A 19,205-nucleotide genomic window follows, 5' to 3' on the forward strand; every position below is an offset into this window, starting at 1 on the left:
GCGTGGGAGGGACGGGCGCACGGCCAGTCGTCCCCGGGAGGCGGTTCCCCATGCCCACAGCACCGGAAGGCACACCCTGCTGGGCGGACGCGATGTTCCCCGATTTCGAGGCCGCGAAGCGGTTCTACGGGGAGCTGTTCGGCTGGACCTTCGGCGAGGCGGCGGCGGAGTTCGGCCAGTACACCCAGGCGTACGTCGGTGACCGGGCCGTCGCCGCCCTCTCGCCCCGGCAGGAGGGCTCGGACACCCCGCCCGCCTGGAACCTCTATCTCGCCACGCCCGACGCGGCGGCGACCGCCGCGAGGATCCGGGAACACGGCGGCGAGGTGCTCGTGGACCCCATGCGGGTCGCCGACTTCGGCACGATGGTCGTCGCCCGCGACCCCAGCGGCGTCCACTTCAGCGCCTGGCAGCCCGGCACCCATGAGGGCTTCGGGGTGACGGGCCGCCCCGGCTCCTACGCCTGGGCGGATCTGTGCACCCGGGAGGTGGCGAAGGCGGACGCCTTCTTCCCGGCGGTGTTCCCGTTCGGCGTGCGGCGGCTGGACCAGGAGGAGGTGGACTTCCGGCTCTGGGACGTCGGGGGCGACCCGGTGCTCGGCCGGATGGCGATGGGGTCCGACTTCCCGCCCGATGTGCCCCCGTATCTCAACGTCCACTTCGCGGTGGGGAACGTCGACGCGGCGCTGACGACGGTCGACGGCCTCGGCGGACGGCTGCTGTACGGGCCGATGGACAGCCCGTTCGGGAGGTTCGCGACGGTCTCGGACCAGCAGGGGGCCGTCTTCACCGTGATCGACCCGGAGACCCGGGTGGGCGAGGTCCCGCCGTTCGTAACGGCGTGAGCGAACGGCGTACGGACCTCATGAGGCGTACGGGCGGCGCGGAGAGGCGTACGAGGCTGGTGAGGCGCACAAGACCGTCGCGAGCCCGGTGAGGCGTACGCGGCCGGTGCGGCATACGGGCCCCCACCTCACACCTCCACCACCCGCACCTCCGTCGCCTTCACGCTCACCCACACCCGCGAGCCCTCCCCCAGCCCCAGCTCGGCGGCGGCGCCCGGGGTGATCTCGGCGACCAGCTCGGCGCCGTCGGCCGGGTCCTGGAGCACCACCAGGACCCGGAGCCGTCCGCCGCTCGCGGTGATCTCCCGTACCCGGCCCGGCCAGTTGTTACGGGGGCTGCCGTCTGGCCGCTGCCGGTGGACGGAGACCGCCTCCGGCGGGATCACCGCGAGCCCCGGCGCGCCCTCGGGGAGCGGCTCGGCGGCGGTGACCGCCCCTCCCCCGTCCCGGATGAGACCGTCCCCGCTGGTCGTGCCGGACCAGGCGTTGTGGCCCAGCATCCGGGCCACCCAGGGGGACCGGGGATGCCGGGTGACCTCGGCGGGCGGCGCGTCCTGCACGGGCCGCCCGTCCTCCAGGACCAGTACCCGGTCCGCGAGGGAGACCGCCTCCACCGGGTCGTGGGTGACGATCAGACAGACCCCGCCGAAGCCGTCCAGATGGGTCCGCAGGGTGTGCCGCACCCGCGCCCGGGTGGTCTGGTCGAGCGCGGCGAGCGGCTCGTCCAGCAGCAGCAGCCGGGGCCGGGTGGCCAGCGCCCGCGCCAGGGCGACCCGCTGGGCCTGCCCGCCGGAGAGCCCGGACGGGCGCCGGTGGGCGAGCGCCCCCACCCCGAGCCGGTCCAGCCAGAGCTGGGCCTCCTGACGGGCCCGGGCGCGCGGGACGCCGCGCGCGCGGAGCCCGTAGGCGGTGTTGGCGAGCGCGCTCATCCCCGGGAACAGGGCACCGTCCTGGGGCACCCAGGCCACCTGGCGCCGGTGCGGTGGCAGCCCGGTCACCTCGTCCTCGCCGTGCTCCCCCAGCCGGAGTTCGGCACGGGCGCGGGGGGTGAGCCCGAGGAGCGCGCGGAGCAGGGTGGTCTTCCCGGCGCCGTTGGGCCCGACGACGGCGATGGTGGTGCCGGGCTCGGCGTCGAGGGTGAGCCGGGTGTAGCCGGTGACCCGGGCGTGGAGGGCCGAGGTCCCGGTGGGGAGGGGGGCGGCCGTCGCGTCGCCGCCCTCGTCGGGGGCGGACGCGTTCCCAGGACCCGTACCCGTACCCGTATCGGCGGTGGCACCGCCACCGGTCCACCGGCCCCGCAGCGCCACCAGGACCGCCATGGCGACGGCGAGGAGGAGCAGCGAGACGGAGGTGGCGGCCTCCGGGTCGCTCTGGAGCAGCAGATAGACCTGGAGCGGCAGGGTCTGGGTGGCGCCGGGCAGGTTCCCGGCGAAGGTGATGGTGGCGCCGAACTCACCGAGCGCCCGCGCCCAGGTCAGCGCCGCGCCCGCGAGGAGACCGGGGGCGACCATCGGCAGGGTGACGGTGGCGAAGACCCGGACCGGTGAGGCGCCGAGGGAGGCCGCGGTCTCCTCGTACCCGGGGCGCAGCCCGCGCAGCGCGCCCTCCAGGCTGAGGACGAGGAACGGCATGGCGACGAACGTCGCCGCGACCACCGCGCCCGCCGTGTGGAAGGGCAGGGTGAGGCCGAAGGTCTCCTCCAGCCAGGGCCCGAGCAGCCCGCGCCGTCCGAAGCCGAGCAGCAGCGCCACTCCGCCGACGGTCGGCGGCAGCACCATCGGCAGCAGCACCAGACAGCGCACCACCGCCTTGCCGGGGAACGGCACCCGCGCCAGCACCCAGGCCAGCGGCACCCCGAGCAGCAGCGACAGCCCGAGCGCCGAGAAGGAGACGGTGAGCGAGAGCCGCAGCGCCTCGGTCACCCGGGGGGTGCCCAGATGGGATCCGAGTTCGCCCCAGGGGGTGCGGACGAGGATCCCCGCCAGCGGCAGCGCGAGGAAGACGACGGCGAGCAGCGCGGGGAGGGCGAGCGTGAGCGGGGGGCGGGACTGCTTCACGGCCGCGGCCATCCGCCCCCGGCGCGGCGCCGCGCCGTACGAGGCCCCGGCCTGGGCGGTTCGCCGCTCACGGGCGCTGGAAGCCCGCGGCCTCAAGGATCCCGCGCGCCTGGGGCCCGGAGAGCCACGCCACGAAGTCCTTCGCCTGCTCGGCGTGCTCGGAGCCCTTCAGCGCGGCCGCCGGGTACTGGGCGACGGCGTTCTGCGCGTCGGGGATGGCCACGGCGTCGACGGCGTCCTCGGCGGTGGCGGCGTCGGTCCGGTAGACGATCCCCGCGTCGGCCTCGCCCAGCTCCACCTTGCTGAGCACGGCCCGGACGTTGGGCTCCTGGGAGACCGGCTTCACGGTGAGCTTCTGCGCTCCCAGGACCTTGGCGCTGTAGCGGCCCACGGGCACCTCGGGCGCGGCGAGGACCACCTTCAGCTTCGGGTCGGCGAGGTCGGCGAGCACGTCGACCTTCTTCGGATTGCCCTCCGGAACGGCGATGACCAGCCGGTTCTTCGCGATCACCGTGGCGGCGGCGGTCTCGGCCCGCAGTCCGTCCATGGTGGTGGTGTCGGCGGTCACCAGCACATCGGCGGGCGCGCCCTGCCGTACCTGCGCGGCCAGTTCCTGTGACCCGGCGAAGGAGAAGGTGAGGGTGGTCCCGGGGCGCGCCTTCTCATAGGCGGCACCGGCGGTCTCGAAGACGTTGGTGAGCGACGCGGCGGCGAGCACGGTCAGCTTCGCCCCGCCCTTCTTCTTCGCGTCGTCCTTCTTCTCCTCACCCCCACAGGCCGTGAGCGGTACGAGCAGCCCGGCGGCGAGTACGGCGACGACGGCACGGCGGACGGAGACGGCTCTCATCGAGAACGCTGCCCTTCTAGGAGTTCCAGGAGTTCCAGGAGTTCGAGGGGTACGGGACCGGCGGACGGCGGGCCCGGCGGCACCGACAGCGGGGACGGCGCCGGAGCGGACACCGACGGGGTCGCCGGGGGACCGCTCACGAGGGGTCGATATGGACGTTGGTCGCCTTCACCCGGGCCGTGGCCCGCATCCCGACCTCGATCCCGAGCTCCTCGACCGCCTCCCGGGTCAGCAGGGAGACCAGCCGGTGCGGCCCCGCCTGGATCTCGACCTGCGCGGCGACATCGCCGAGCTTCACGGCGGTGACGATCCCGGGGAACGCGTTGCGCACGGACGTCCGCGCGCCCTCGTCCTCCTCAGCCACCCCCTGCGCCACCTCCACCGCGAAGGCGGCGAGGTCCCGGCCGTCGACGAGTCTGCGCCCGCCCTCGTCCCGATGGGTCGCCACCCGCCCCGCGTCCGCCCAGCGGCGCGCGGTATCGGGACTGACGCCGAGCAGACGCGCGGCCTGACCAATGGTGTACGACTGCATATGCGCCACCCTAGGCACCTGAACATGGTATCTACAAGGTGCTTTCGCTCATAAACCTCGCAGATGCGAGCGATGTCCGGGTGTCGGGAGGACTCACACCACGCCGGAGAACCCGGTCGCCGCACCCGGCGACTTCGCCACCGCCGTGGCCAGGGAACACACCGGCGAGGGGCAGTCCACCGTGACCTCCGTCAACGACGTCAGAGCGCGACTTCCACGCCTCGCGCGCGGGTGCCCCAGGAGTCGATGCGCCAGAACGTCGCCAGGGCGAACAGATGCATGGGGCGTACGACGAGGGTGCGCCAGATTCCGGCCAGCGGTGTGCACAGGACCAGGGCCAGCTGATAGCCCAGGCTCTCGTCCGAGCGGCGCAGCGCGAGATAGCGCAGGGAGGTGAGCCAGTTGATGCCGAGGCCGACGAGGACGGTGGACAGCAGGAGCGAGCCCGCGGCGTCGCGTACGCGCGGGTCGGCGAGCAGGAGCACCGGAGCGCAGACGGCCAGTGCGAGTTGGATCAGCTCGATCAGCGGGATCCAGAAGACGGGCGAGAAGACGCTACGGGCGTAGCGGAACCACCAGAAGGTGCGGATGAAGGTGCCGCGCATCCAGCGCATCTGCTGGCGTCCGTACTGGCCGAGGGTGTCGGGAACCAAGGTGTACGCGACACAGGTGGGCTGGTGGACGGTGCGGCCGTGGAGCAGGCCGTAGAGCGTCATCAGGGAGTCGTCGTTCATCTGCATCGGCCGGCCCCGGAACGTCTCGTGCGCGTAGGCGTGCCGGTAGCGCCGCAGGACATCGCCGCGGTAGAGGGCGAGCGTGCCGGAGTTGATCATCACGCGGCCCAGTACGGACTGGGCGGAGCGAAATCCCCGGGTGAAGGGGATGTAGAGCATGGTGGTGAGCCGGGTGAGCCAGTTGCGACGGGTGTTGAGGACCGCGACGAGCCCGGCGACAGAGGTGGTGCGCGGGTCGGCGAAGGGCTTCAGGCCCTCCCGCAGCGCATGGCGGTCCAGGATGCTGTCGCTGTCCAGCGTCACCACGACATCCGAATCGTCGCCGGTGAGCGAGGTCATCTGGGCATGGCGCTTGCCCTGGTTGGCGGTGCGCCGCCAGCGGGCGTCGACAGCCGCGGCTCGCGCCCGGGTGAGAAAGTCGTCGCGGACGGCCTCCAGCGGGTCCGCCGAGCCGTCGTCCAGGACGCGGACGCGCTGCGGACGTCGGCTCTGGTCGAGCACGGACGCCAGACAGGCCCGCAGGGCGGCCGGGTCCTCGTTGTAGACGGGGACCTGGACCACCACCGTGAGCTGGTCGAGCCGGGCATCCTGTTCGGGTGTCGTGCGGGCGGGACGCTCCCACCAGGACAGCGGCACCCACCACAGCAGGAGGAAGGAGACGGCGAACACCACGGCCAGTCCGCCGCCGTTGCCCGCGACCGGGACGAGGACCGCGTACAGGTGCAGGCACGCCCACACGGTGAAGCCGAGGACGGGCACCGCCGCCAGGCCCGCCAGGGCCGAGCGCGGGATATGCCGGGACACCGGCGGCGCCAACGTGCCGGAGTGTGGCCTCGCGTTCTCGGACCCGCTCATTCAGCGGGGCTTCGACGGCGCCGGAAGCCGACGCGCACCAGCAGGGCCCCCAGCAGGACCGGGAGGGCGACGACCAGCAGAATCTGCCAGCCGGAGATCGCCGCACCGCCGATCGCCACGGTCAGCGCGCCCGTCTTGGCCAGATGGTGGTCATACATGCACCCACTGCTCCGCTCTCCGCCCGCATCCACAACAGATCGGCCGAAAAGTACCAAAAGCTGATAAATAGCGGCGTGATTCATGGAACGTGTCGTGTCAGCGGTGGCCGCGAACGGGCACGCCCAAGGCCCCGGCGCTCCGGCCCCGGCCCCGCGCTGATCCGGGTCGCCCGCCGGGGACACCCCCTTGGCCGCCTCAGCCTGACGCCGATCTCCCCGGCGTGATCACCCTCGCCCACCATGGGCGGGACGCCACCGCGAACGCGGCCGTGAAGTGGAGTGGAGTGGAGTGGATACGCGATCACCGCGCCGCGAACGGCCTGGCGCTGGTCCGGCCCGAGAACGTCGACGACCGGTACGCGGAGGAGCGACGAGCGGACGTCTCGCTCACCCGCTTCACGATCGCCCGCTCCGGGCTTGCCGACGACAACGGCCGACCTCCGCCGACGGACCTGACGTCCATGTCGGACAGATCACATCGTCATTCTTCCGCCAAGTGGTGGAAGGGTGTTTGAGGCTCCCGCCGCACCGTGGTCCGGCCCCGTGTGCCCGGCCCGTCACCCGGCTCTTGATCTGACCGGATGAGCGGGGGGCGCCGCCTCGGCGTGTCACCCCCCGCATCCGCGTTTCCCCAGGTAGGAACGGTTCTGTGACACGTTCTGCCTGGTGGGGCGGGTGGGACTCGAACCCACGGCCGACGGATTATGAGTCCTTTGAGGATCTTGGCGGCCCTTGTCGATCAATGCTCGTCCGGGGCGTTTTAGCAGGCCAGAAGGGGTGCCCCATGTCGGCGCCCCGTCGCCTTTGCCGACCTGTTCATGTCCTTGCGTCCCGACCGCGTCCCGACCGCGTCCCGCATGACCCGCGATTCTCCGGTTACAGCCCCATCCGCGCCAGCTCAGCGAGCCGATTCGAACTCTGCACCAGCGGATTCCCCTTCCAACGCGCAGAGGCTCTGCCCCTGAATCCGGGGCAGAGCCTCAGTGGCCTTTTCCATAGGCCAAACGCCACTGCTCAGCCTATCCGGTGGCGCTGACCTTAGGGTGGCGTTTGGTGGTGCGCTTGCGAGGTCGGCCGCTCATGACCGTGGCGGGAGGTTCGTCACCTTCTTCTGCGGTGGGTTCCTGAGCCGATTCAGACGCAACGTCGACTTCCCGGCCGACTACTTCCGAGGCGGGTTCATCCACAGGGGCGGGACTTTCCGGGGTGCCCTCATCCGTGGAGTTACCCGTCCCAGCTTCTCGCCTGGTCGACGGATCGGCTTCGAGCTCCGGCTCGGGCTGCTCCTCGGGCTCATTGCCGTTCTCCGGTTCAGCGTCATCGCCGTGAGGGCGGAGGTGGGCTTCGGGGCCACAGGCGCGCAAGGACGTGCCTGGAGTGACGTTCACCGACTCGTCGTTCAGCGCGTCGAGCGCCTCGCCGAAGGCTTCGACCCACGGGCGGTGGCCCACGTAGTGAGGCTTGCACAGGAAAGCGGGGAGGAGGTGCTCGCGGAGAGTGCGCAGGATGATGGCGTCGGGATTTTCGTCTTCTTCGGTGATGAGGGTTGTCGCTTTGTTGTATCGGCGCCCTTCGGGGAGGAACATACTTTTGCACGCTTCATAGGCGGCCCTATCAGCGGCGGTGGCGTTGCCTGGCAGAGTAGGTGCGGTTCCGGTGATCCACAGTTGGACGCTGGTTCCGCCGAAGATGGATCGGAAGCTGATGGCTCGCCCGTCGGGGTGGTTGAGGCGGGCTACGCCATCAGTGGGCAGCACCGAGTCGATGACCCAGCCTCCCCCAAGATTCTGGGCGACGGTGATCGCCGTCTCCTGGACTGCCGTGTCTGTAATAAGCATGCGCGTTTCTCCAAGAGGTCAGTTGATGAAACTGCGGTCCCGCCGCTTTCGGAGCGGGACCGCAGTTGGCTTACACGGGGTGCACCTCGTCGCCTTCGTCGAGCAGCATGGAGAGAGTGGAGCCGTCGTCCCATTCCACGGAGAGCTGGGATATGGCGGGGTTGTATCTCTTGACCGTGCCCTTGGTTCCGGGGGTGAGGTCGGTGTACTGGTCGGTGGTGTGGACGAGAACGATGCGGTCGCCCTTCTTGTAGGTCATGAGGTCTCCAGTTGCGTCGCGGTCCCGGGAGGAAGCGGTGGGCGCCTTGCGAGCAGGCGCCCTCGGCGGTGGGTCGCGGGTACCCACCCCCCTCCACCTAGTTCCATTCTATATGCATTCGATCTGTGGTCAAGATATTTTGGGTAGAATTTCTCCTATTTGAGCAGGTCAGGCCGCTATTCTCCTTATCAGGGCCTCGGTCTGCTTGATGGCTGCGAGGAAGGCAGCCTGCGAGTGGAGCCGATCACGTCGCTCGATGGACTCTCGCGCATCCTGAGCCGCCTTCGCGTAGGGGTTGGCGTCCTGGAGGGTGTCGGCGCAGGCGATCAGCACGTGCGGGCCGAGGTCCCACACGATCGCGTTGACGGCGGCCCCTGCCGCCGCGAGGGGGTCAATGTCTGTCAGGGCCCACCCGAAGTCGTGTGGGTTGCATGCGCGGTCGCGCATCGCTTGTGCGAGGGCACGATACATGGCGCCGGTCCCCCCAGTGGGCTCATCGAACCTCATACCAGGTTCGAGCTGCATATCGGCGAGCAGCATGACGGCCATCATCTCGGCGAGGTCGGGCGGCGTGTGAACCTCCGCGAGGGCGGCGGCCCTTCCGGGAGAGCGCATCACCGCGAGCAGCGAGCCCATCACGTCCGCCGTGGAGCGGAAGTACGCGTCCTCGCTGCTGGTCAGGTGGAGTAGCCCTCTGGTGAGTGCGGCTCCGACGACGGCTCGCACGGCTTTGACGCGCCTGGTGTCGAGGGTCTCTTCGTCGATCCACTTGTGAAGTGGGGTGGCACGGTCGATGAGGTCCGGGCGCATGATCCACCACCGGGCCCAGCATTCACGGAACGCTACGAGGAGCTGGTCATCGTTGAGGCTGAGCCACCAGCTGGCGGCAAGGGGGGCGTCAGGCCCTCTGAGGGGCCAGAGAGCGAGCGTGGCGACGACACCCAGGGGGACCTCGATGGCGCTTCCGCCATGAGCCTGGTGCCATGCGGAGCTGACGGCTTCGGCGATGTCGAAGGCGACGGCGCCGGGTCGGCCGATTTGGGCAGGGAAGTAGCTGCGGAGTTCGGTTTCGACGGCAGAGAGCCTGCGGCGAGGTTGCGCAGTGATTGTGACGGGTGCTGGCGCCGGGGGAAGGTGAGCGGGGAGCTCACGTGGCGGAGCGGGGGGCTCATCAGGGGTATCGGCGTCTGCGAACAGGTCGAGTTGAGCCATGCCAGGTGCTCTCCTTAGACACTGGGCCTGTGCTCGGCTCTGTGCCGATCCGCAAGCCTGCGGGTCGGCACAGAGCCGAGGGGTGGCCATCAAGAACGCTGGCTGCGCGTCCGGTTGGCGGCGAGGTGGGCATGGGCGGCAGCGACGCGCTCTGGATCAGAGAGGAAGGCCTCTGCCCAGCATCGTGCGGCCAGGTAGTACGCGATGTCCTCGTTGGGTGCGTCCGGGATGAGGATTACAGAGAGGTGCTCTGCCGCGATTTCGGCGTGGCGCCGGTCGAGAGACGCCTGATCAGCGGGAGCGGGCTCGATGGAGGCGACCCTCATCTCGGTCAGAGCTTCCTGGTAGACGACCCACCAGGGCTTTTGGTCTTGCTCGTTCACACGGATCTCCGTTGTGGTGTTGCGCCTGAGCTGAGGGCTCAGCCGAGGCGGGGCGGCGGCGGGTAGTGGGCGATGAGCTCGGCGATGAGCTCGGCGATGAAGTCCATGAGGTTGCGGATTCGCCTTCTGTCACCCCCGAGGTACAGAGCGAAGTCGAGGACGCAGGGGGCGGCGGTGTGGTCGAGGAGCTGCTGGTACTGCTCGACCGTGAGGCTCGCGAGGTCGTGGGGGCGCAGCGCCCAGGAGGCGATGGCGGCGTGCTCGGCGAGCCGGAGCGCGGCTTCGAGGGCGTCGTTGCCAGGGGCGCGGGTGATGATGATCAGCGCCATGGCTGCGAGGTGGTGCTCGGGCGGGGTGATGACGAGTGGTGAGTTGTCTTTGGGCACGGTGTCTCCGTTCTGAGTGGTCACCCTCACCTCGACGCTTCTTTTCTATGTGCAATCAAGGTAAGAGCTCCCGCTCTGTCAGGTGGAATCGAGGGGCGGCCCCAGGTTCGGCGCGAGCGCCTTGCCGACTGCCGGAGCGACCCGACCCCACGGGGTCGGGCCCTCCAGGAGGTGAGCACCCCCCGATAGTTCTATTCTATATGCATTTATGGAGGGTTCAAGATTTCCGGCGATCGTTTTTTCGCAGTAGGTGACCTAACATCGCAGGCCGGAAGCTCGCGGTAGCGCCAGTTCGCGTATATGCAGGACAAGTCGCGCACCTTTGACCACGTGCCCGATCCGCATGTCCGGGCCGACGACGCGCGTGTGGTCGTCGTCGTCGAGAACGCCCCGGTCGACGAGCCCGTCCAAGAGCGCCTTGAAGCTTGGGTACCAGTTGGCTGGATCTCTCCGCTGGCGGTCGGCGGGATGCAGTACGCCGATGATGTGAGCCCGTTCCAGTCGCGGGACGTCAGCGGAGGCTGCCCAGGCAGCCCTCCGCAGGACCTTGGTGATCTCGGCGCGGCGGAAGTGGTGTGGTCGCTGATTGGCGCTCAGCAGCGTCAGCCGGGGCGGAAGAGCCACCCTGAAGCGACGACCCGGCGCCCCCTCAAACCAGTCCGGTTCCTCTTGGACCGATTTCTCGGCATAGCGGGCGACGAGCGTCGAATCAGCGGGAGCGTATCCGCTCCTACGCCGGTCTCCAGTACCAGTGGTCGGCGACTGATAGAGGCTCGACACGAGGATAAAGCGCGGCCTGGCCCCGGTGCCGGCGTCAACGACCAGCGCACGCGCGTCCCCGCTCTTGTACGACTCGACCCTGATGCGGATGTTGTCCCGAGGATTACAGGCCACGAAGACCTTGCCCGGTTGGATGTGCGGCTCGGCCGATGCCTGACCGCGTGGGCCGGGGGGCCGGGTGCTCACAGGATGCCGCCCGGGGTGGCCTTGCGTACTGCCTCAGTCACGAGGCTTCCGGTGACTGATGACGTCATGGGTGTGCTCCAAAGCGACGTGGTGGGTGGTCCGTTCGCGCTGGGCTTCGGCGCGAGCGTGCGCCGGGGACCACTCGCTCGTGGCGGAGATGGTCCCCGGCTCGGGGAGGGCGGTCAGCTCACGGTGGCCGCGGTCGCGGCGGGGATGTCGGGAAGGTAGGCGATGACCTCGATGGGGACGCACCCGTAGGTGCCGAAAGTGCGGCGGACCACGTTGCCCGCTCCGGTTCTCAGGCGGCTGGTGTGGGAGTCGGGGTCGTCGCTGCCGACCAGGTTCGCCCATCGCTCGTAGATCCCGTCTTCGGGCCAGTGCATCTGCAGGCGTATTCCGGTGCCGAGGTCCTTCCTGTCCCGGATGATGGGCGCGACCTCGATCACGGGCGCTGGCAGGTCGGGATGAGTCTGAGCGATGAGCGCGACGGCGGCGACGGGGTTCAGGAGGTCGCGCACGGTGCGGTGGCCAGTCATGTGGGTGTCTTCTCCTTCGAGGTCAGATGGAATCGAGGAGGAGGAACTGCTCTGCCTCTTCCTCGGTCACCGGTCGGGGTACGGGGTTGCGAAAGGGGGCGCAGTTGGGACACTGCTGCTCCGAGGCCCGTCGGTGGGCGCGTGATCCCTCCGAGGAACCGCATGCCTTGCGGATGACGGGAGGTGGGAGTTCCGTCGGGTCAGCGGTCGGTAGCGCGCGGACGATCACACCGTTGAGCCAGATCCGTCCACCGCAGATTCCGGCGAACGCGCTCTTGGTCGGTACGACCTGCCTGATGCAGGCGGCCCGGTGGGGGCAGCCGCCACACACATAGAGCACGGGTTCGCAGATCTTGAGCAGGTCCTCGACCGTCTTCCAGCGGTCGTCGGCGACGGCGAAGTCGAGATCGCCGAAGCATGGTGCGTGCCCCTCGAACTCATTGGCGGAGTGCAGGGTTCTCATGCCGGTCACAGGACCTCCAGGAGGCGCTGGCCCAGCCAGGCCGCGACGTTGACGCTGACCGCGTTACCGGCTTGCATCGTCTGTTCGGCCTGGGTGCCGTAGACGACGTACTTGGCGGGGAACCGCTGCCCCGCCAGTTGCTCTCTGGGCTTGAGCATCCGGAAGTAGCAGTCGTCAATGCTGGGGGCGCTTCGTACGAGCGCGGCGGAGTCGCGGGTGGACAGGGTGTGGACCGGCGCCGCCGCCGTCTGGACTGCCGCCTTGCGGTAGGGCACGACGAGGGTGTTCCGTGCGGTGGCGGGCACGAGGCTGTGCGTGGGGAGACCCTGGTGGCCGCCCTCGTCGCGGACGGCGTCGAGCCGTTCCTTCACCGGGCTGGTAGCCGCGTTGTTCCGGAACTCGATGATGTGCGGGTCAACGGTGACGAGGGCTTCGCTCTCACGGGTCAACCGGGTCCGCAGGGGAACGTCGACCGACGCAGTGTCGGTGTTCCATGAGCCTCCCGTGGGCACGAGGAGCGCGTCGCCCTGTTTGACGGTGCGAGTGGGCAGCGGGCGATCCTCGACAGCGAAGGCCCGGTCGCTGCCGCCCTTGCCATGCGTGAGGGTGATGGAACTGGGGCGATGGGGGAACTTCCGCAGGCCGGTACGGATGCGTTCCATGGTCGTGGCCGCCAGCGGCTTCTTGCGGTCTCCGATCCTCGTACCGAGGTCGTTCCAGTTGATGATGTCGCTGGCAGGGCGGACATACGGCTCGACCATGGCATGTCGGCACCGGGTATGCGGGCAGCGGTAGATGTAGTCGCGACGGTACTTACCGATGCGCATGCCTTCGACATGCCAGGACTGCACGGCGCGTACGTCCTCACCGCACTCAACGCACGGCGCGAGAGGGCGCAGCTCCAGATCCGGTTTACGCATGGCCTTGACGGTGAGAACGATGTACAGCCGATCGCGCCACTGAGGGGCGCGGAGGTTGGCGTCGTCGCCGACATGGGCGCTGCTGACGCACACGATCTGGTGGCGGTATCCGAGCTGGGTGAAGGCGTCCAGCCAGACTGGGAAGAGCCTCCAGTCGAGGCCGAACTCGACGACGTTCTCGACGATGATCGCTTTGAACTTCTTGGCCTCCGCCGCCCGTACGACGCACCAGCCCGTGACCCGGGTCCGCTCGAAGGCGTCCTTCGTCAGGCTCTCCCATCCCTCCCCTTCCTCCAGGAGGCCGCTGAGATCCAGTTGGTTGGTCTCGCGTCGTCGCCCCCCTGCGGGACTGATCTCGGTGCAGATGACCGAGGCCGACAGCACGTCGGCGTTGGGGAGGGAGCGCATGGGGAAGCCGCTGATGTCGATGCAGGCGTGCTCGCACTCGGGGTGGTTGGCGGCGTGCGTCTCGATCGCCAGTTTCCAGTGATTGATGCCGAGGACTACGTCGTATCCGGACTCGACGAGGCCGGTGGTCATACCGCCGGCGCCGCACAGCAGGTCGATGACTTTGTTGCCCATGGTGTTCTCCAAGAGGCTCTGTGGCTGTCCGGCCCCGCTCTGCGGGGCCGGGCAGGTGACGGATCAGTGGGTGCGGAGACCGCCGTGCTCCTTTGCGCGGCGCAGGAACGCGATCCATCGCGGCCAGGTCTGATCGCCGATGGGTATCTCGGCTACGGCTGCGTGCGGGTGAGCCTCGTAGGCGGTGAGGGCGGCGGTGATCTCCGCCGCGGTCGTGAGGAAGCCCTCGTGGTGGGTCAGCTTGTAGCGCGGAATACCGGTGGGCTGCGGCTCTGCCGCGTCGAGGAATGACTGATAGGCCGACCGGAACTCGGCGACTCGGCTCGCTACGGCCAGGTCGGCTCGGTAGCCGGGCTGGAAGTGCTCAGGGCTGAGACCGTAGGCGGACGGTCCAGGCGGGGTCGGGAAGGCCAGGTCCACAAGCATCCCGAAGTTGTTCATGGCGTCGAGGTGACGCGGCATGTCGAAGTAGGGGACGTGGAAGTAGTTCACGCACTCTTCGGTGGCCCTGCGACCGTCGGTGGTTTGAATGAAGATGTCGTATCCCATGGGGATGCTCCAAGAGGCTCCACGGATGCCCGGCCCAGGTGTGGGCTGGGCATCCACTTCAGTGGTGGGGTGGACGAGGGTGTTGCTGCCGACTGCGTGTGGCGCGTCGCGGCCTGGTGCGGGCTTCCCAGCGCAGTTCGCTGATGGCGAGCGCCACGAGGGCTAAGGCGTAGACGAGGCCGAGGCCGAGGACAACGTGAAGGGCGGTCACCAGGCAGAGCGGGGCTGGTCGCGCGCCGTGCAGGGCTGCATCAGTTGCATGGCGGCGACCAGCACCCCGTGTGCGTCACCGGTCGTCAGGGCGTTGTCCAGAGCGGCAGAGACTCTGACCTTTTCGGCAGCGTTCTGCGGGTGGGCGATGACGTGGTTGCACCGGTCAGCGGGACTGTCGCGCTGGAGGGAGGGAGGCGGAGTCGGGCAGACGTGCGCGACAAACACCGTGAAGACCTCGTGCCCTCGCGCCAGGACTGCAAGGGGCCATTCTGCGCTCACCCGCTCGTGGACGCGTCGGAACCCGCTCTCCTCCAGCTCGCCGACAGCGCGGCCATACGTCGCGACAGCATCAGACCGGTCCTCGGTCACCCTGCCGCGAGATCGGGAGCGTGCCTTGTGGCCAGCATTGGCTCCGACGACCTTCACCGTGAACAGTTCGGCGGGAGCGTCTACAAAGTGGCGCTCAGTGATGAACGCGGTGATGGCCTGGATGAGCGGGACGATGGTGGAGCCGTGCTCGCGCTGCTCTCCGTCAGGGGTGGAGTCGTAGACCACCTCATCGACGGTCGGGTTGTCGTCGTGTGACCGGGTGACGCGGAAGCCCTTTGCTTGCCTCAGGTCGACGGGCAGGTCTCCGTCGGAGGTGATCCACAGGTGTGATCCGTCGGCGAGTTGCGCGACGATCGCCCCGCAGGGTTCCACGTTGGTGACGAGCGGGATGCAGCGCAGGGGTGTGATGACGGGCTCGTAGCTGTGCCACCTCTTCTGCCACAACGGATCGTTGGTGCCGTGTGCCGGTATGGGTGCCATCGGGCTGATCTGACTGCTCACGAGTCTCTCCAAGAGGTCGAGTGTTCCAACACATTACAGAGTTGGCATCTATCTTCAAGCGGCATTGGGCGGGCGCGCGGCCCGCTCGATCCCCCGCCCGACGAGAGAGACCCCCTCCGACTTCATACTTCTATTCTATATGCATTAGGTGAGGTGGCCAAATTTCCGGGCGCCTTTTTCTGGCGCTAACTCCCTTTTTCTACATGGCATTTCGCGCGCATCGCGGCCTCCCTCGCCTCCCTGCGCGCCTGCGCCGTGGCCTCGGCTCTCGCGCCCGCTTGTCGTACGCGAGCGTCCGTTCCTTCGTGCCACTCCTTCCAGAACTGACGGTTCTCGGCGCGCTGTTGGGCCTTTACGCGGTCCTCTTGAATCTTCCGCTCCGCGCGCGGATTGGTACCGCAACCCCGGCACGAGGCAGCAGGGCGCCCCCGGTGCCTCGCGCAGCCCTCTATCGACTCCGCAGCCTCCGGTGAGGGCCCTTCGTCTGGAGCGGACGCATGCTCCCCTGCGGCGTCAGCCGCGGGGGGAGGGGGGAAAGGAAGGGCAGAGGAAGAACCAGGAAAGGAAGGGGTTTCACCACTGGAACCCAGTGGGTTCCCCCCATGAAACCGATCGGGTTCCACCGGTGGAACCCTGCCTCCGTCCTCCGGGTTCCTCCCGTGGAACCCTGCCTCCTCTGGGTTCTCTTCGTGGAACCCTGCATCTACCTGCGCACTCTCCCTGCGCTGCCGCTCCGCCACGCGTGCCTCGACGTCCCGGTAGGTCATCGCGGGCCGCGCGGGAGCCGCGCGCGCGACACCGGAGCGAGCCTTGCGAGGGTTCTTGGGCCCGCTTCGACGTGCCTCTGCGGCCTCCTTAAGCTCCAGCGTGGTCGGTGTGGGCGGCACACCGAGCGGAAAAACTTTGTAGGTCGCCGACCGGCCGGCCTTGCCGGTCTGCACCCGCTCCACGAGTCCCTTGGCGATGAGCTCCGTTACGAGCGTGATCGCGCGCTTGTCGGTGACGCCGACCCACGCGGCGAGGCGTACGAGTCCGGGCCGGGACAAGCGCGTCTCGTCGTCCGCACTGTCGGCGAGCTTCATCAGCGCCAGCTTCTGGCTGGGGTTGAGCACATCGGGCGGCAGGTAGGCCGCAGCGATCATGAGCTGGATGGACACGACGTTCCTTCTGGGCGCACAGGAGGGCAGGACGGGGTGCCCCGCCCGGTCGGACCGGGCGGGGCTGTGAACGCGGGGCCGATCAGGCCGGGGAGACGCTGATCGAACGCGTTGTCTTCTTGCCGTTCTTGCGCCTCGGGATCGGCAGTCCGGCATCACTGAGGTTGCGGACCATGCGGTTCCCGTCCGGCTTCATCGGCACCGGGATTCCGGCTACCTCGTGGAGGTCGACCATGGCCTCCAGGTCGTCCTCCTCGGCGTCGTTCCCACCGTTCCAGGCCAGCTGGTTCGGGCCGTAGATACCTTCCGGGGACCGGTCGAGCTTCGCGCGCGCCATCTTCTTGATCTTGTCCCCTTCGCTGACGATCTCGTGCCCCCGGACGTAGTCGATGAGCGCCTGCTCGCGGTCCGCGTCGTTGCGGATGAGCATCGTCTGAACGGGGGCCCCGGGTTCGGTGCCCGGCCAGCACAGGCTCCGGAAGGGGCAGAAATCGCAGATCGGGTCGAGACCGGGGCCGTCGAAGTCCCGGGGCATCTCCTCAGGGGCCCCGGTCTCACTGACCCTCTGAACCCACCACCGGGCCTCGGCCGCCCGCTGTGGGTCAAACTCGATCTCCTGAACGTGTTCCTGGCCGTTGTCTCTGTTGATGAAGCGGAAACGTATCCGCGCGACCGGCAGCGGACCAATACGGGAGAGGTACCGCTGCCCGGGGACATCCTCGAACCCGGCCTCGGCGAGAAGCGCGGCGTAGAGATGCACCTGGCGCAGTTCGCCCGCCGTCGCTCCGTACCGAAGGACCCGGTCCCAGAGGTAGGTGGACTTGGTCTTCACATCCTCCACTGTCAGGGCAGGGGCAGGAACGGCAGGCCGGTGCCGCGCTGGGAGCCGGGCGGAGGTGGCTTCGTCGAGCTGGACGACATCGACGTGCCCCCGGATCATGTCGTCCTGGACGCTCCGCTCGACGAGCCATCCGTACTCGGTGCGGGCGGACTCCAGGAGGCCGGTGTGGATGTATGTGCCGAGGATCGCGGCCCGCTTGTCGCTGGTGTCGCTCGGCGCGACCCTGTGGAGGATGTACGCGGCACGTCTGCCGCAGACGGTGTCGGACGCTCCGAGCTGGGTCTGGAGGGAGCGCGGCCGACGAGCATCGACATCGTGGGCGGCCGTCCACAGCGAGGGCGCGGCCGGTGTGGTTGTGGACATGGGTGTGTGCTCCAAGGAGGTCGTACGGGTCATTGCTCGGCGTCGTCGTCCTGCTCGGCGGCCTTCCGCTTGGCGGCGGCTCTGAGCTTGTCGGCGTTGGAGAGCCCATCTCCCATGTCCTGGCGGGGGCTTTCCAGCTCGGCGGCCCGCCGTTCGGCGGCGGCCCGGATGGTCAGGATCTCCTCGTGTCCCAAGCGGTTCTCCGGACTGGGGACGGAACGCCAGAGCGCGGCGATCTTGCCCTTGTCCTCCATCTTGGCGATGCGGTTCAGCCAGGGCTGGACACGGTCACCGGCGAGGGCGGGCATGATGCGCGGCTGTGACTCGACAGAACAGCCGAGCCGGTTGAAGACCAAGTCCTCGATGCTGAAGTCGTCCAGGGTCAGCGGCCTGCGCTGCTCGACACGCATTCGCAGGGAGCGGACCTTGATGATCTGAGGGTTGGCGTTGCGCTTCATCCGCACCCAGCAGGTCGAGTCGAAGCCCAAGTCCTTCTGGGCCGCGACCTTCCACTCGCTCTTGTTCCGGATCGGCTGACCGTTGTCGTCGGTCGCGCTCACCTCCTTCCCGCGGGCCAGCACGATGGCGATGCCGGGCAGCGTGCGGAGCAGGTAGATGATCCGGTTCCACCGCTCCAGAGCGTCGTTCCAGAGGTTCCGGCCGATGTCGTAGGCGGCGTCGGGGTCACCCTGGAGCAGCGCCCGGTTCTTCGTGGTCCTTCGGCCCCGCTCGTATGTCCAGTTGGTGAGCATCCGCCACAGTGCGGACCCGGAATCAATGGCCAGAACGACGGGGGGTTCACCGGCTGCTGCCGCCCGTCGGGCCTCCGCGTGTACGGCTTCGACCTGTTCGAGGATGTCCCGGTAGGTTCCGTCGTGTTCGATGATCAGGTAGTTCGCACCCTCGATGGCCGCGTACTCGTCGGCGCTTCCCTCGTCGAGGTCCATCCAGAACATCTGACCGATGCGGTCACTGGCCGAGAACTCGGCTGCGGCGTAGGTCTTTCCGGCGCCTTCCTCGCCCTCGATGAGGAGCAGGGGCCAGGGCACGATGCCGGTGGGCTTTCGGGTTTTGAGCTTGATGGCGGGCGGCTTTGCGCCCGCAGGGGCGTTCACGATCTGTCTCCAAGAGGTCGTGAGGTGGTCAGTCCGCACGCAGGGCGCGGATCTCGAAGAACGGGGCCCACTCCGGGCGCTCGTCCAGCAGGAGCCGGACATACCGGGAGCGGTAGTCGTTGTTCAGCGCAAACTCGTCACCCGAGGTAGCCGCCCCATAGCGGTAGCGAAGAACCTCGAAGAGCATCCCGATGCCAATGCGAGCGAACCCCTGCTCCACGCAGTCGGCGGTGAGCCGGGCCAGCGCCCTGAGCACCCATGGGTTGAGGGCATGGAACGCCTCGAACCTCTGCTGGATGGTCAGGTCGCCGACGACGGCTGGGTGCCGTACGGGCTGGACAGTGCCGAACAACGGCGGCTGCTGGTGCTCGAGCAAGACTCCCCCCTCAGAAAAATACCATCACTAATGAGTGTTGGTATCTATTTTTTGATATGAGAGCGCGTCGATCAAGAGCAGCAGCGAGCCCCGAAGGGCGGGCCCCGCGAACGCGGCCCAGTCGGCTGACGTAAACCCGCACCAACCAGCGCAACTCGCCCCACGATGCCCCCATTCAGAGTGCACC

Annotated in this window: 22 protein-coding genes; 2 read left to right on the forward strand and 20 right to left on the reverse strand. The window is 68.6% G+C overall.

The window, feature by feature from the left end:
* Positions 1–50 precede the first annotated feature (50 nt).
* On the forward strand, positions 51–845 hold the full coding sequence (locus tag ACFVIM_RS00380; RefSeq protein WP_384296883.1) for a VOC family protein: 795 nt from the start codon (positions 51–53) through the stop codon (positions 843–845).
* Positions 846–973: 128 nt separating this feature from the next.
* Here the strand turns inward: ACFVIM_RS00380 and ACFVIM_RS00385 are convergent, their stop codons facing one another.
* From ACFVIM_RS00385 to ACFVIM_RS00405, 5 genes are all read right to left on the reverse strand, one after another.
* Positions 974–2,914 (reverse strand): ABC transporter permease, encoded by a 1,941-nt coding sequence (locus ACFVIM_RS00385; RefSeq protein ID WP_384296885.1) that lies wholly within the window; start codon positions 2,912–2,914, stop codon positions 974–976.
* Between the two features lie 55 nt (positions 2,915–2,969).
* Entirely contained in the window at positions 2,970–3,749 is a 780-nt protein-coding gene (gene modA / locus ACFVIM_RS00390) for a molybdate ABC transporter substrate-binding protein (protein WP_384296886.1), read from the reverse strand.
* A gap of 136 nt (positions 3,750–3,885) precedes the next feature.
* Positions 3,886–4,281, reverse strand: a complete 396-nt coding sequence (locus ACFVIM_RS00395) for a molybdopterin-binding protein (RefSeq protein WP_384297021.1) — start codon at positions 4,279–4,281, stop codon at positions 3,886–3,888.
* 200 nt (positions 4,282–4,481) lie between these two features.
* The gene (locus ACFVIM_RS00400; protein WP_384296887.1) at positions 4,482–5,831 is read right to left on the reverse strand and encodes a glycosyltransferase; all 1,350 of its coding nucleotides are present in this window, start codon (positions 5,829–5,831) and stop codon (positions 4,482–4,484) included.
* A gap of 35 nt (positions 5,832–5,866) precedes the next feature.
* Positions 5,867–6,028, reverse strand: a complete 162-nt coding sequence (locus ACFVIM_RS00405; protein WP_384296889.1) for a hypothetical protein — start codon at positions 6,026–6,028, stop codon at positions 5,867–5,869.
* Between the two features lie 221 nt (positions 6,029–6,249).
* On the opposite strand from ACFVIM_RS00405, the gene ACFVIM_RS00410 reads away from it, so the two are divergent.
* Complete coding sequence (locus ACFVIM_RS00410) at positions 6,250–6,543, forward strand: hypothetical protein (RefSeq protein WP_384296890.1); 294 nt, start codon at positions 6,250–6,252, stop codon at positions 6,541–6,543.
* Between the two features lie 504 nt (positions 6,544–7,047).
* Here ACFVIM_RS00410 and ACFVIM_RS00415 read toward each other — a convergent pair.
* The 15 genes from ACFVIM_RS00415 to ACFVIM_RS00485 form a co-directional block, all read right to left on the reverse strand.
* Positions 7,048–7,866, reverse strand: a complete 819-nt coding sequence (locus ACFVIM_RS00415) for a hypothetical protein (protein ID WP_384296892.1) — start codon at positions 7,864–7,866, stop codon at positions 7,048–7,050.
* A 70-nt stretch (positions 7,867–7,936) separates the two neighbouring features.
* On the reverse strand, positions 7,937–8,125 hold the full coding sequence (locus ACFVIM_RS00420; RefSeq protein ID WP_384296893.1) for a DUF4314 domain-containing protein: 189 nt from the start codon (positions 8,123–8,125) through the stop codon (positions 7,937–7,939).
* Positions 8,126–8,293: 168 nt separating this feature from the next.
* Complete coding sequence (locus ACFVIM_RS00425) at positions 8,294–9,337, reverse strand: hypothetical protein (protein WP_384296894.1); 1,044 nt, start codon at positions 9,335–9,337, stop codon at positions 8,294–8,296.
* 89 nt (positions 9,338–9,426) lie between these two features.
* Positions 9,427–9,720 carry a hypothetical protein gene (locus tag ACFVIM_RS00430; protein ID WP_384296896.1) on the reverse strand — a complete coding sequence of 98 codons (294 nt, stop codon included), beginning with the start codon at positions 9,718–9,720 and terminating at the stop codon, positions 9,427–9,429.
* A gap of 38 nt (positions 9,721–9,758) precedes the next feature.
* Positions 9,759–10,106 carry a hypothetical protein gene (locus ACFVIM_RS00435; protein WP_384296897.1) on the reverse strand — a complete coding sequence of 116 codons (348 nt, stop codon included), beginning with the start codon at positions 10,104–10,106 and terminating at the stop codon, positions 9,759–9,761.
* Positions 10,107–10,361: 255 nt separating this feature from the next.
* Complete coding sequence (locus tag ACFVIM_RS00440; protein ID WP_384296899.1) at positions 10,362–11,072, reverse strand: hypothetical protein; 711 nt, start codon at positions 11,070–11,072, stop codon at positions 10,362–10,364.
* Between the two features lie 182 nt (positions 11,073–11,254).
* Complete coding sequence (locus ACFVIM_RS00445; RefSeq protein ID WP_384296900.1) at positions 11,255–11,608, reverse strand: hypothetical protein; 354 nt, start codon at positions 11,606–11,608, stop codon at positions 11,255–11,257.
* A 22-nt stretch (positions 11,609–11,630) separates the two neighbouring features.
* Positions 11,631–12,080, reverse strand: coding sequence for a hypothetical protein (locus ACFVIM_RS00450; RefSeq protein WP_384296902.1), 450 nt, complete (start codon positions 12,078–12,080; stop codon positions 11,631–11,633).
* A complete protein-coding gene (locus ACFVIM_RS00455; RefSeq protein ID WP_384296903.1) occupies positions 12,077–13,573 on the reverse strand; it encodes a DNA cytosine methyltransferase in 1,497 nt (498 codons plus the stop codon). The genes ACFVIM_RS00450 and ACFVIM_RS00455 overlap by 4 nt, the downstream gene beginning before the upstream one ends.
* A 63-nt stretch (positions 13,574–13,636) precedes the next feature.
* Positions 13,637–14,122, reverse strand: a complete 486-nt coding sequence (locus tag ACFVIM_RS00460) for a hypothetical protein (RefSeq protein WP_384296905.1) — start codon at positions 14,120–14,122, stop codon at positions 13,637–13,639.
* A gap of 207 nt (positions 14,123–14,329) precedes the next feature.
* Positions 14,330–15,166 carry a hypothetical protein gene (locus tag ACFVIM_RS00465; protein WP_384296907.1) on the reverse strand — a complete coding sequence of 279 codons (837 nt, stop codon included), beginning with the start codon at positions 15,164–15,166 and terminating at the stop codon, positions 14,330–14,332.
* Between the two features lie 185 nt (positions 15,167–15,351).
* Complete coding sequence (locus tag ACFVIM_RS00470; RefSeq protein WP_384296908.1) at positions 15,352–16,323, reverse strand: helix-turn-helix domain-containing protein; 972 nt, start codon at positions 16,321–16,323, stop codon at positions 15,352–15,354.
* An 82-nt stretch (positions 16,324–16,405) separates the two neighbouring features.
* A complete protein-coding gene (locus ACFVIM_RS00475; RefSeq protein WP_384296910.1) occupies positions 16,406–17,527 on the reverse strand; it encodes a PD-(D/E)XK nuclease family protein in 1,122 nt (373 codons plus the stop codon).
* 29 nt (positions 17,528–17,556) lie between these two features.
* Positions 17,557–18,642, reverse strand: a complete 1,086-nt coding sequence (locus ACFVIM_RS00480) for an AAA family ATPase (protein WP_384296911.1) — start codon at positions 18,640–18,642, stop codon at positions 17,557–17,559.
* A 28-nt stretch (positions 18,643–18,670) separates the two neighbouring features.
* Complete coding sequence (locus ACFVIM_RS00485; protein WP_384296912.1) at positions 18,671–19,018, reverse strand: hypothetical protein; 348 nt, start codon at positions 19,016–19,018, stop codon at positions 18,671–18,673.
* Between the last annotated feature and the right edge of the window lie 187 nt (positions 19,019–19,205).

This window comes from Streptomyces sp. NPDC057638, from assembly GCF_042800315.1.
GTDB lineage: Bacteria > Actinomycetota > Actinomycetes > Streptomycetales > Streptomycetaceae > Streptomyces.

Excerpts from the sequence above, each read along its gene's own strand:
- ACFVIM_RS00380 (WP_384296883.1), top strand. The coding sequence starts at position 51 with ATGCCCACAGCACCGGAAGGCACACCCTGCTGGGCGGACGCGATGTTC.
- ACFVIM_RS00385 (WP_384296885.1), bottom strand. The coding sequence starts at position 2,914 with ATGGCCGCGGCCGTGAAGCAGTCCCGCCCCCCGCTCACGCTCGCCCTC.
- modA (WP_384296886.1), bottom strand. The coding sequence starts at position 3,749 with ATGAGAGCCGTCTCCGTCCGCCGTGCCGTCGTCGCCGTACTCGCCGCC.
- ACFVIM_RS00395 (WP_384297021.1), bottom strand. The coding sequence starts at position 4,281 with ATGCAGTCGTACACCATTGGTCAGGCCGCGCGTCTGCTCGGCGTCAGT.
- ACFVIM_RS00405 (WP_384296889.1), bottom strand. The coding sequence starts at position 6,028 with ATGTATGACCACCATCTGGCCAAGACGGGCGCGCTGACCGTGGCGATC.
- ACFVIM_RS00415 (WP_384296892.1), bottom strand. The coding sequence starts at position 7,866 with ATGCTTATTACAGACACGGCAGTCCAGGAGACGGCGATCACCGTCGCC.
- ACFVIM_RS00420 (WP_384296893.1), bottom strand. The coding sequence starts at position 8,125 with ATGACCTACAAGAAGGGCGACCGCATCGTTCTCGTCCACACCACCGAC.
- ACFVIM_RS00425 (WP_384296894.1), bottom strand. The coding sequence starts at position 9,337 with ATGGCTCAACTCGACCTGTTCGCAGACGCCGATACCCCTGATGAGCCC.
- ACFVIM_RS00445 (WP_384296900.1), bottom strand. The coding sequence starts at position 11,608 with ATGACTGGCCACCGCACCGTGCGCGACCTCCTGAACCCCGTCGCCGCC.
- ACFVIM_RS00455 (WP_384296903.1), bottom strand. The coding sequence starts at position 13,573 with ATGGGCAACAAAGTCATCGACCTGCTGTGCGGCGCCGGCGGTATGACC.
- ACFVIM_RS00460 (WP_384296905.1), bottom strand. The coding sequence starts at position 14,122 with ATGGGATACGACATCTTCATTCAAACCACCGACGGTCGCAGGGCCACC.
- ACFVIM_RS00475 (WP_384296910.1), bottom strand. The coding sequence starts at position 17,527 with ATGTCCACAACCACACCGGCCGCGCCCTCGCTGTGGACGGCCGCCCAC.